This is a genomic window from Autumnicola patrickiae (assembly GCF_031846525.1).
GTDB classification, from domain to species: domain Bacteria; phylum Bacteroidota; class Bacteroidia; order Flavobacteriales; family Flavobacteriaceae; genus Autumnicola; species Autumnicola patrickiae.
The window spans coordinates 82,030-94,864 of the sequence record NZ_JAVRHM010000002.1; the positions used below are offsets into that span (position 1 = coordinate 82,030).

A 12,835-nucleotide genomic window follows, 5' to 3' on the forward strand; every position below is an offset into this window, starting at 1 on the left:
ATTATTCAGAACCTATAAAAGCATTCCATAAACTTATAGCACCTGCAACCAGATAACCACCCATACCAATATGCACCTGCCCGGAGCTCCAAAAGCTAAGCAGATAAAAGACGGAGATCACACAGGCAAAAATGAACACGAACATTAAAAGAAACCTCCAGATCTCCCTTACCTCTCCCCAGCTATTCCAAAAGATTAACTGTAAGCCTGATGGATATCTCTTCTCTTTCTTTATGTTCCAGACTACATCTGGTTTATGCTCTTCTATATTTTCGGGTTCACTTTTTTCCCTTACCTGCTCTTTGCCCGATCCTGATTTATTCTGAATATTTGTCTCTACAAAACGGATTAAAGCTGTAATTAGCTGCAGCAGGCCCAGAAGGATCAATAAAATGACCGAAAACACCAATTCGAAAAGCATACTGATCATTCCCAAATCACGCCAGATAGACCTTGGCCGGGCCTTTCCTTGTGCCGAAGAAACTGCCTTCATCCACTTTTCTGCCTCAAGAGTATAACGCAGATTGGTTGTGGCAGAATTATCATTAGGCCTCCATTTGAAGCCATTATTTGGCATTGGCATACTATTATTTTTGAAATTAGACTTTACGAGGCATTTCTCAGCCCTGTTAGATTTACAAACCTATGCCAGCCTAACGACAATTAATGTCGTCTTAAAATTATTGGAGAAATGGAATCGGAAAGACAAGATATTTTTGCAGATCCCATGTAGTGCCACTACGTATTGCCTCTCACCTCGCACCTCTCCTGAAGTAACAGCAAGATAAATGAATTCCTCCAATGTGCCATAATCATGGGAACGACCATTACTCAGCAGCATTTCTGAAATAAACTCTGTTAAGGTCAAAGACTTCCAAAAAATTGTTCGATTGTCATGTACTTTTCTTTTTTGAAAGTTGAAAATTTAAATCGTCAAAAACTGTCCCCGGCAGGCTGAATTATTGTTCTAACATAAATACCTCAAAATTCACCATTCAGGCATAGAACCAAAAGCTATTATCATAAACAGGCAGTTAAAAAAAAATTCCAAGCTTGTTTAATAGTTAGGATTTTCTTAGTAGCATTTTCTATTTTCGCACCTATGAAGTCGCCCCAATATTTTCTAATGCTGCCGATACTATTTCTGATCATTCTTGGTTGTAGCAAAAGCACGAAAAACAACCCTCCCGGAATTAAAGAAGATTCAGCAGAAGCATATTTTCAACAAGCTCTTAATGCTAAGGAACCTTCCAAAATGCTGGTTCATTTTAAAGAAGGCCTTAGATCAGGAAAAATAACTAACGATACTATAGAGTACTACCTTTTGGATGGGATCATCTACTCGTATAATAAACTTAAGAAATACGATAGTTCCATGGCTTATTCGGAAAAAATGATCAGACAGGCCAGGATTAATGAAAACACCTATTTTGAAGCTTTAGGATACTACCGTAAAGCAGTAATCCATCAGTATTTAAATAATCATAAGGAGCAATTCAGAAATGCCTTTAAATCCCGAAACCTATATTTAAGTATAGGAGATAGCCTGAGAGCTGGAAAAAGATCACTGGAAATGGCGAATGCCCAGAGCAGTATGTCAGATTATACAGGAAGTCAGGAAAATGCTACCCTCGCATTAAGCCTTTTACAGAAGACTAAGGACTCATCTTATATAGGCAGTGCTCTAAACCAAATTGGTATTGCAAATCGTGAACGTGGCTTTTACCAGGATGCAATAGCAAATTACGAATCCGGTTTAAAATATTCAACCTCGACTGGAGACAGCCTTTCCTTTTTAAATAATATGGCCCTGGCATATAGAGACAATGGCGACTTCAGCAAAGCAATTGATTACCTCAAATTGATCAATTCCAAAAGTGAATATGCTGATAAGGAATCGCACGCCAGGTTTATAGATAATCTTGCCTACACCGAATGGCTCAAGGATTCAACAGCTAATGTGTTAGTTGCTCTTAGAAAGTCGCTGGAAATGAGGTTGAAAAATAATGATTTAAAAGGCCTGACCTCTAGTTACAACCATCTTTCAGATTATTACTTAAATAAGGATTGGGCCCAGGCCAAAGAATATGCCGTCCTGTCACTGGAGGCCGCCAGAAAAAATGACAGTAAAACTTCAGAATTAAATGCTCTGGAAAGTCTTCTTGGCATGGTAGAACCAAGGGAGTCTGAGAAATACATCAGAAGATACCTTCATTTAAACGACAGTCTAAAAACAGCTGAATTAAAGGCTAAGAATTTCTTTGCCAAGATCAAACTTGATGAGGAACAAAAACAGAAGGAAATTGATGATCTCCAGGCTGAATCCTTCAAGCAACAACTGGAATCTGAAGAATTAAAAAGTCAAACCATAATTCTTTCTCTTGGTGGATTGCTGATTCTGGTAAGCAGCGGGTTCGGATTTTATTATTTAAAACAACGCCACGAAAAAGAAAAAATTCAGGAAACCCATCTCACTGAGACCAGGATTTCTAAAAAGATCCACGATGAATTGGCTAACGATGTATATAATGTAATGAGCGGAATGCAGGAAATTGCATCCAATGACATCATGAATAAACTAGATCATATTTACAAGCGAACACGCAACATTTCCAGAGAGAACAGCAGTATTCCGGTGGGAGAAAATTACCTGCCTCACTTAATATCTACTCTTAGTTCTGCCCTTTCAGAAAATACCCGACTTATTTTGCGTGGTGAAGAAAGTATCAATTGGAGTAAACTTAGTCCCGAGAAAAAGATCATCTTATACAGGGTTTTACAGGAAATGATGATCAACATGAATAAACACAGCCAAGCCAGTTTAGTGGCGATAATCTTTTCTGAAGAAAAGAATTTACTAAAGATCCAATATTCTGATAATGGAATTGGTCTTTCAAAGGAAAGTTTAAAATCGGGCAATGGAATCCAAAATATGGAAAACCGTATTTTTTCTATAAAAGGAAAACTTAATTTTGAAACCGAACAGGAAAAGGGATTGAAAATTTTAATCCAGATACCAATATAGTATTCAGGCATGTTTAAAAAAGTATTAGTAGCAGAAGATATGGACAGTATCAACCATGCCGTTGCATCTGTTTTAGAAGAATTAAATATTCCTGAAGTTGCACATGCGCAGTATTGCGACAAGGCCTGGCTTTTAGTCAAAAAAGCCTCTCAGGAAGAAAAGCCTTTCGATCTACTTATCTGTGATCTCTCATTCAAGGAGGATCACCGGGAAGAAAAGATCAAATCTGGAAAAGAACTTATAGCCATCCTTAAATCTGAAAATCCAGTCCTCAAGATCCTGGTAAATTCAATAGAAGATCATCCGCAAACCGTAAGGGATTTATGGGATTCTGGAAATATAGAAGCTTATGTGTGTAAAGATCGCCACGGACTAAAAGAATTAAAGGAAGCAATCCTACATTTAGATAAAGGTGAAACCTATAACTCTCCTTCGATTGAAAAGATTTTGAATAAAAACAACCTGTTAACTTTAAACGATTTTGAAATAAATATTGTAAAGTATCTAGCAAACGGCCTTTCTCAGGACGAAATTCAGGAAAAACTGAAAAGTCAGAATATTAAACCCAATAGTAAAAGTGCTATTGAAAAAAGGCTAAAAAGTTTACGGGAAGATTTTAGCGCAAACACCAATCCTCATCTTATATATATTATGCAGGATTTGAAGTTAATATAATAATATGCCAGACCTTTGGAGGTTAAATTGAGTAGGGTCGATTCTTACCGAAAAAGGCTGGCATATTTCTTTTATGCCTTTTTAAAAAATTATTTTCTAAAGGTAATATTATAGAGGAACAAATGGAATTAATTCCTGAATTACTGCTTGGCAAAACTCCTCCGACTGTTAAAATTTGTTCAAGAGGGACCAATAATTTGCTAACCATTATTTTTCGACCTTTGGAAAGACTTGTGACATTATAAGCTTCAAAAATGTAATTAGGAAGTGGCAATTCGTAATTCACCGGGACTATTTGAATTGTAGCCGTGATATAAAAGTTGAAGTTTATGATGATATGGTAAATATTCTCTCTCCCGGAAGCTCACCTAACAATATTACGATAGAAAAAAATTTTAAAGGCCGCAGTGAAAGCCGAAATCGGGTATTCTCCAATATTTTTAAAAGAATTTATGGCTTATTGAGCAATGGGGAAGCGGCATAAACTGTATTCTCAATTCCTGTAAAGAGTTTGCTTTTGTTAGGTTATTTTAAACTTTCAGTTCAAGTGAAATCAATTATAATAAGTAAATATCATTTCCGAATCAGCCGTTTTATTTAAATAGCAGCGGGGCAAAAGAAAACAGATTGTGGCGCCATACAGGCCATGTATGTCCGCCTGGATATTCACTGTAGTCATAGTCTATTCCCATTTCGTCGAATTTTGCTAACATTGCTTTACTATTATTAAAAGCTATATCTTCCTCGCCTCCCATGGAGATCCAGAAAGATTTGAGATTATTATTAATTGTTGAAGCATTTTCCTTCATAAAAGCATATTCCGGTTCAGTAAGTTCAGGGTTGTTTGCAAACCAGCCTGAGCTAAAAACTCCCAGATGGGCAAACATATCTGTATTACGAACACCTGCATATAAAGTTTGAAGCCCTCCCATAGAAAGCCCGGCAAGAGCCCGGTTTTTGGCACCAGGTGCCACGCGGTAAATATTCTCTACAAAAGGTATTACAGCCTGTTTCAGCTCCCGCTCGAAAGTTTGAAGGGATTGAGAGAAAGAAGCCCCGGATCCTAGATTTCCATCCATCATCACTATCAGCATTGATTCAGCTTTCTTATCGGCAATGAGATTATCCAATATCAGGTCTGCACGCCCCTGAGTGGACCAGCCGCGCTCATCCTCACCTCCACCATGCAAAAGATAGAGTACAGGATATTCCTTATCACTCGAAGCGTCATATCCCGGAGGAGCATAAACGTACATTCTGCGCCAGCTGTTCGTTACATCAGAGAAATAACGCCTTATCCCGACATCTCCATGAGGTACTTCCTTTACGGAATAAAAATCCCCGTCCCTGTTAGGAATTTCGATTCCGCTCGCCATACGACCCATTCCGTAAAATGTTTCGCTTCCCGGATCGGCCACAGCTACATCGTCTATAACCAGAGAGTAATAATGAAAGCCACGGCCAATGGAATCCGTAGTAACCGACCATGTGCCGCTACTATCTTTTTTCATATCGTACTTACGTCCTAAATCGATTTGAACCTTCTCTGCCTCTGGTGCATTGATCTGGAAAATAACACGATTGTCCGGAAGAATCTGGGGATAAGCTGCAGATCTAATATTGGTGGAAGCCGGAGTTCCAAGCACCGTATATTTTGAAAAAGAAGACTTGTCAACCGGTTTAAATAAAAACTGGCTAAACATGTATAGACCATTTTTCCAAACCTTAAAATCGTGAGTACCGGGTTCCAGATAGTAAACATGAGGTATTTCGTGCTGAAAAAGATAGTCATGGGTGCGCTGACTAATATAAACGAGGTTGTCTTTATCGCCACAAGAGATAAAGAGCAACTCAAGTTTCTCTTCTGCTTCTTTAGGCTTAGGCAAGAGCAATTCAGGTTGTTTAGTATTGGGTGCAGCTGAAAAGGCTCCCACCCATGCAAACTTGTCCAGATTGCCCAAACCAAAGTTCAATGACTGGCCACCTCCCATTGACAGACCGGCAATAGCCCTGTTTTCGCGATTTTTAAGCACAGGAAAGGTCTCTTCTACAAAAGGAATTAAATCGTCCAACAGGTCACGCTCAAAGCGATTAAAAGCTTCGATCTTGTCTGGTGAAAAGATATTACCTACAGGACGGTCGTCTTTCATAGTTCTGCCGTTAGGCATTACCACCAGCATTGGCTGGAGCTTATTTTCGGCATAAAGGTTATCCAGAATTACCTGCGGATCGGCACCATTGAGCCATTCTTTTTTATCACCACCAATACCGTGAAGAAGGTACAATACAGGATACTTCTTCTCTCTTGAAAAACCTGGTGGAGTATAAATTAATGCTTGGCGAGTATTACCAACTGTTTTAGAAGCATAGGAAATTGTGTCAATTTTGCCTTTGGGAATCCCTGGTTTTTCATTATCGAAACCCGGAGGTGCTTTTAAAGCAATTTCCTGGGCCCAGGTGGAGGTGCCGATTATCAAGATTAAAGATAACAAAGAAACAATTTTTCTCATAAATTCAATATAATTAAGCCAAAGTGGAAATCAATAAAAGACCTTCTTCTGAATTTTACCGTCGAGAATAACTCAGGGAGTCAGCTCAACTACTTTTTCTCATACAGAGATGATTTGCTTCAGCGTTACTAAAATCAATAGAAAAAACCAGGTTTTGATGAACCTCTCTTTTACAAAGATATTCGAATGTTTATAAATGAAAGCGCTGATTTGTTACACGTTCATTTCACCAGGTTACATTTAGAACTAAATAGGTAGAAATTATTGACGATTGGTGGGTTTTCTCCTGTAGTTAATTCAAATTTAAAATATTTAAAGCTCTTAAAAGCTGAGTATAGATTTATCTATATTTAAAACCTAATCAACTTTAAGTAATTATTTTTACTGAATTAAATTAGCGAATTTGAAAGTAGAGGAAATTGCAAAAAACAAGTCGTAATTAAATCTCACTATTATAAAGCACCTCCCTTAAAATGTGAAAATCAGAAAATAAAAGATTGACAAATTCTTATTTTTTACCCCATAAAATTGCGGAATTCCGACTAATTTAATATACTTGTGGTCACTTACACCATTAGTTTACACAATACTATTCTTACAATTATATTAGAATCTTTATTTATTCTTTCGGCTCCAATTTTTAATCTTTTCTAATTCATTTAAAAACTTTGAAATTAAAAGAGTTAATTATAGTACTAATGCTCTGTCCTTCATTGACAGCAGCTCAGTCGGGCAGGTTATTTTCAACCGATTCTCAATTATCCAGCAGCCTTGTAAATGACGTACATCAAGATAGTAAAGGATTTATCTGGATAGCCACAGAAGATGGTCTTAACAGATATGACGGCTCAAAGTTTACCATTTTCAAACAAAATCATGAGGATTCCAAATCCCTATTAAATAATTATGTAAAGGAAGTTTTCGAGGACAGCAAGAATAGACTTTATTTTGGGTTTTTTAACGGGCTTCAAATTTATGATCACGCCACGGAAGATTTTAAAGAAATCCCTTTATTACTGGAGAATAATGATCCCTTTAACGCACATGTATTGTGTATGCTAGAAAGGAAAAATGGTGATGTTCTTGTAGGAACATCTGGCGAAGGAATCTTCGAAATTAACTATTCAGGCTCAGCACCTGCAGCCCACAACCTACCAAATTTAATTTCAAGTCCATTTATTTTAAAACTTTTTGAAGATAATGAAGAAAATCTATGGATTATAACTCAAGATCAGGGAATTTTTAAAATTGATTCAAGAAACCGAGTCAGGCAATATCTCTTTAATGAGAAATATCAAAACAATATATCCACTATAATTCAGGACGCCGATCAAAATATTATGGTAGGAAGCTTTATTCACGGTCTTCTGAAGTACGATAAAGCTTCCGATAATTTTGTTCCTATTTCATCAACCGAAAATATATCTATTACATCCCTACACTTATCAAAAGAAGACAAGATCTTAATTGGCACTGATGGAGAGGGCTTAAAGACCTTCTTCCCTTCTCAACAGGAGATGAACGAAACAAATATTAATTTCCCAAATTACAATTTCTCTAAGGCTAAAGTGCATTCAATTATTGAAGACAAAGTAGGAAATCTATGGCTTGGTCTTTATCACAAGGGGGTTATGCTGATCCCTGCAAGAAAAAACAATTTTAATTATATAGGATATCAGTCTATTAAAAATAACATTATCGGTTCCAGTACCGTGATGTCAGTATTTAAAGATGAAGACGAAACTTTATGGGTAGGAACAGATGGCGATGGTTTATATGGAATTTCTCCCCGGATGAAAAAGAAATATCATTACTTAAATGATACAAAGGACTCAGGAAATGCTTCTACTATCATGTGTATTTTTGAGGATTCTAAAAATAATTTATGGATCGGAACTTATCTAAATGGATTAGCCAAACTTGATAAAGAAAAGAACCAATTTGATTTTGTTGAGGGTCTAAGGGATGAAAAAAAATATCATGTCAACCGGGTTTTCAGTTTGACAGAAGACAATGATGATCGTCTTTGGATTGGTACAATGGGTTCTGGTCTTTTTTCCCTTAATCTAACTTCTAATGAAGTAAAGAACCACAATGTTATCAATAATGGTGGACAAAAAAATGCTCTGCATAACGAATGGATTAATTGTCTCCTTTTTTCTGAAAGCGAAAAACTATATATAGGCACTTTTGATGGTCTTAGTATCCTAAATTTAAAGACTTATAGTTATGTGACAGAACAAGGCATCAATGATTTCTTACGGGGAAAAATTGTTTATTCACTCTTTGAGGATAAGGAGAAAAATCTCTGGATTGGAACATCAGAAGGTCTTTTTCTTAAACCAGAAGGAGAAGAAATTAAAAGAAAATACACGACTGAGGATGGTCTCCCGAGTAATATAATAAGCTCTATTGTCAGTGATAAAGACAACAATTTATGGATTAGTACCAGCCATGGCATTTGTAAATTCATTCCGAAGAAAAATAAGTTTTTTAATTATTTTTTTAATGACGGTCTTCAAGGCAATGAATTTCTCAAGAATGCTTCTTATGCTTCCGAGGAGCAATTATACTTTGGCAGTACAAATGGGGTGACCTACTTTGACCCCAGTGAAATAGTAGAACAACGAATTAATCCAAATGTAGAAATAACCGGATTTTATCTTCAGGATAAAACTGTGAAAAAAGGGATGAAGTCTGGAAGTTATGATATTGTCGAAAAAGCTGTAATTGATGCCGATACCTTCCATTTATCACATAAGGATAATGATTTTAGCATCGAATTTTCTTCCTTGAAATTTGACAATCCTGAAAGAGTAAAATTTTTGTATAGATTTGATGGTGGAGAGTGGATTAAATTACAACCTGGTGTTAATAATGTCACTTTTAGTGACCTCCAACCTAACTACTATTCTTTTGAGGTTAGAGCTGATGATCAAGGTTATTTATCGGACATTAGAAGATTAGGTATTATCGTTCATCCTCCTTGGTATTTCTCCATGTGGATGAAATTTCTTTATACGTTTCTCCTTATCATCTTCTGTTACTTCATCCTTCATCAAATTCGTCAGCGTCAAAAAACCAGGAAAAGGCTTCAGGATTATAAGCAGGCAAAGGAAATTAATGAAGCGAAGCTACAATTTTTAACGAACATCTCTCATGACATTAAAACACCTATTTCCCTCATTACAAATCCCTTAAAAAAATTAATTCTTACTGATGACAATGATAAAAGACAGAAAAGTTACCGGATAATGCAGCGGAATTCTGACCGTATCTTGCAATTGATCGACCAATTAATCGATGCCAGAAAATTGGATAAAGGTCAAATTGAATTAAAATTTCGCCAAGTAGAGCTGATCTCTTTTATACAAGATATTTATTCCCTTTTTGAAGATCAGGTTAACGAAAAGAACCTCCGCGTTAAATTTTGCTCAGAAGTTGAGGAACTTAATGTTTGGATAGATCCTAAACATTTCGACAAGATCATACAAAACGTACTTTCTAATGCCGTAAAATTTTCTCCAGAAAATGGTCTGATTAAAATACTTATTACTACTAAAAATTTGGGTATAGCTGCAGCTCAATCTGGCACTAAATATTTTCATATCATAGTCAAAGACGATGGAGTTGGAATAAATGAGAGTGAAATAGAGAAAATATTTGAACGTTTTTATCAGGTCAACAATAAATTAAGTCGTTCTGAAGGCACCGGCATAGGCCTTCATCTTACCAGATCTATTGCCAAATTACACTATGGAACTATCTACGCCAGAAACAACAGAACTGGAGTTGGTTGTAAATTTATTATAAGTATACCTTTAGGTAGAAAACACCTTAAGCCAGAAGAAATTGAACACAAAGTGGAACAAAAGGAAACTTTTAAACCAGAAAAGAAGAAATTAATCTCTAAAAATTTAAAAGATGAAGGCGATTCACATACGAACAACAAAAACAAACCTACAATAATGGTCATAGATGATAACCAGGACGTTAGAAATTATATCTGTCAGGAATTACAGTTACAATACAATATAATTTCCGCATCTAATGGTAAAGCAGCCTTGCCAATAGCTTTAAAAGAAAATCCCGATCTGATTGTAAGTGATATAGTAATGCCCCAGATGAATGGCATTAAATTTTGCAGAAAAGTCAAAAATAATATTAAGCTAAATCACATTCCAATAATTTTATTGACAGGTAAAACAGATGATGAAACAAAATTAAAGGGACTAGATATAGGTGCAGATGCTTACCTGGCAAAACCTTTTAATATTGAAATTCTTAAAAAGACTATAAAGAGCCTCGTTAGAAATAGAAAAATTCTCAAAAATTCCTTCGGGGGCCATCAAACACATAATGATAAAATTGAAAAGGTTCAAATGAAGTCTGCTGATGAGAAGTTGATTCAGCGTTTCATGGATGTGGTCAGCGAAAATTTAAATAGCACAGATCTAAATGTTGAAATGATCGCACAGGAATTAGGAATTAGCCGGGTACATCTGTACAGAAAACTAAAGCAACTAACAAATCAATCTGCCCGGGAACTTATAAGAAATATACGCTTAAATCAAGCTAGCGAACTATTGGTTTCAAAAAATATTTCTGTTTCCGAAGTGGCATATGCTACCGGCTTCTCCAGTGTATCTAAATTTTCAACTAGTTTTAAAGAATTTTATGGTGTTACCCCAACACAATATAGAGAGGATCATTTAGACAAAGAGATAAAATGAAAAGAACAATAATAGATGAATATATTTTCATCTATATAATTGTGCCAGAACATATGATTCGGCTTCCAGGCAGATAATATTGCAGGACTGGAATTGGGAAGAAATGTTGCGAAGCCTGGAGATTTTATAAAACTCATATTGGTGAAGGAACAAACGAGGTTTCGTATAAGGATTAAATGCTGTTTACAGGAATTATTTAACTCAACAGGAAAAATGAAATTTGTTATTTTTAGCAGTGCTACTGCTTGCGATATCCAGAAATTCCTGGTGTCAGGAACTCAAATTTAATGGACCAGAAATATTTTGAACAACATGCTGTTAACGTTCTTGTTTACAACAATCTTTTTCCCGGAGGTTTTAACGATGAGAAAACAACCGGTATTGAACTGTTCCGCCAGGTGTTAGGACCGCTCAAGGCGGTGCTGTTAGGCTTTCCAACACTCCGAAGCAATGGAATCTTGTATCCAATATTCCTACATGAACAGTAGATCCTGCCACAAATAGCATTGAATCTGTTTTACCATATGAAGATTTCCACTTCAAATCAACAGTAGTCGTTAGTGCTAAGGACCAAGGTTTTGAAATCTGTTTACCTGAACCCGTTCCCACAGAACTTAGAGGAAAAGCAGGCTTCCATCTTGAGTTTCTACCATCGCAATATTGGCATAAAACCTATTTAATGGATGGGCGTATCAATCTTTTTCCCCGCTATGTGGAGGTGAAACTGTTGCCAGACCTGACAGTGAAAAACTTAAACAAGACAAGGGGTATGAATAGGTTAAAAATGAAATTAAAATTTGAGATAGCTGGTTCTAAAGAAATGTTGCCGACAGGTCGAAGGTTTAAAAATCAGAAGGTGCAGCAGAAAACCATATTGTAATTATTAAAAAAGAGCTTAATTAGATAGGATCAATTAAGCTCTTTAATTTTAGGACATAAAAGAAGAATCACTCCTCGGAGGCAACTTTGAGGAACTTGTTAACCTCAAGCCAGTGAATAAAGGCGTCGAACCAGCGATTACTGGTACGATCAGGATTTCCGAGTCCGAAACCATGGCCGCCGTTCTGGTACAGGTGAAACTCAACAGGTACGCCGGCTTTATGCCAGGATTCTATCAGTCCAAATTCCCCGTGGAAGAGAAAATCATCTGCAGCAATAACATTGAACATAGGAGGAGCATTTTCCGGCACCTCTACTGCATTCAGACCACCGTAGATTGGACCTATAAAAGCCAAATCCATCGTTTCGGAATTTAAAGTTGAATGCATTGTAAGTCCGGCACCGGCCGAAAAGCCGATCATGCCAATGTTGGTGGTGTCCACACCCCACTCCTCTGCACGCTCTACAATTAAGGCGTAGGCAGCCTCGGCATCTTCCAGCTGGTTAGTAAGGTTAGATCGCGGACGTTGAGGTGGGGTATTCTGCTCATTATCTGAAGCATCATTGGGAGGCATGGGAAGTCTTTCCATGGAGGTCCTGAACTCATCAAGCGACTCAGGAGTTGGGTGGAGCCGGTACTTTAACACAAATGCAGTGATTCCCTGCTTGGCAAGTGCCTCTGCTACCTCCCAACCTTCGTTCCCCATTGAAAGCCACCTAAAACCACCGCCCGGAGCCACAATAACCGTTGTACCGGTTGCTTTCTCCGGGTCTGGCAAAAAGGGAGTAAGTGTCGCAGTGGTGATATTCCGTGCCATCGGATCGCCCCATTGGCGGAACCAGGTCTCTTCAGCTGGCTGATCTTCAACACCACCCGTTCCCAGCGGAATTGCATTAGGCTCATCAGGGGCTTCAAGAGGATAAATTGTTCCATCCTGCGCCCAACTTGTTGCGGTAAAAACAAATAAAAATGTCCAAAAAATTGATCTAGCTACCATAATACAGTTTTTATG

At 37.1% G+C, this 12,835-nt stretch carries 7 protein-coding genes; 4 read left to right on the forward strand and 3 right to left on the reverse strand.

The annotated features are described in order from the left end of the window. Position 1 precedes the first annotated feature (1 nt). Positions 2 to 577 (reverse strand): hypothetical protein, encoded by a 576-nt coding sequence (locus RM549_RS03150; RefSeq protein WP_311681000.1) that lies wholly within the window; start codon positions 575 to 577, stop codon positions 2 to 4. Between the two features lie 549 nt (positions 578 to 1,126). Between RM549_RS03150 and RM549_RS03155 the strand changes: the two genes are divergently transcribed. The 3 genes from RM549_RS03155 (at position 1,127) to RM549_RS19510 (ending at position 4,184) form a co-directional block, all read left to right on the forward strand. Further along, the gene (locus tag RM549_RS03155; RefSeq protein WP_311681006.1) at positions 1,127 to 3,025 is read left to right on the forward strand and encodes an ATP-binding protein; all 1,899 of its coding nucleotides are present in this window, start codon (positions 1,127 to 1,129) and stop codon (positions 3,023 to 3,025) included. A 9-nt stretch (positions 3,026 to 3,034) separates the two neighbouring features. Then, positions 3,035 to 3,700: a helix-turn-helix transcriptional regulator gene (locus RM549_RS03160; protein WP_311681011.1), complete on the forward strand. Its 666-nt coding sequence runs from the start codon at positions 3,035 to 3,037 to the stop codon at positions 3,698 to 3,700. A 295-nt stretch (positions 3,701 to 3,995) separates the two neighbouring features. Next, positions 3,996 to 4,184, forward strand: coding sequence for an ATP-binding protein (locus RM549_RS19510; protein WP_432264694.1), 189 nt, complete (start codon positions 3,996 to 3,998; stop codon positions 4,182 to 4,184). Between the two features lie 109 nt (positions 4,185 to 4,293). On the opposite strand, the gene RM549_RS03165 is transcribed toward RM549_RS19510, so the two are convergent. Then, entirely contained in the window at positions 4,294 to 6,210 is a 1,917-nt protein-coding gene (locus RM549_RS03165; protein ID WP_311681014.1) for an alpha/beta hydrolase-fold protein, read from the reverse strand. 698 nt (positions 6,211 to 6,908) lie between these two features. Between RM549_RS03165 and RM549_RS03170 the strand changes: the two genes are divergently transcribed. Beyond that, positions 6,909 to 10,943 carry a hybrid sensor histidine kinase/response regulator transcription factor gene (locus RM549_RS03170; RefSeq protein ID WP_311681021.1) on the forward strand — a complete coding sequence of 1,345 codons (4,035 nt, stop codon included), beginning with the start codon at positions 6,909 to 6,911 and terminating at the stop codon, positions 10,941 to 10,943. Between the two features lie 947 nt (positions 10,944 to 11,890). Here RM549_RS03170 and RM549_RS03175 read toward each other — a convergent pair. Further along, on the reverse strand, positions 11,891 to 12,820 hold the full coding sequence (locus RM549_RS03175) for an alpha/beta hydrolase (RefSeq protein WP_311681028.1): 930 nt from the start codon (positions 12,818 to 12,820) through the stop codon (positions 11,891 to 11,893). Positions 12,821 to 12,835: the final 15 nt, after the last annotated feature.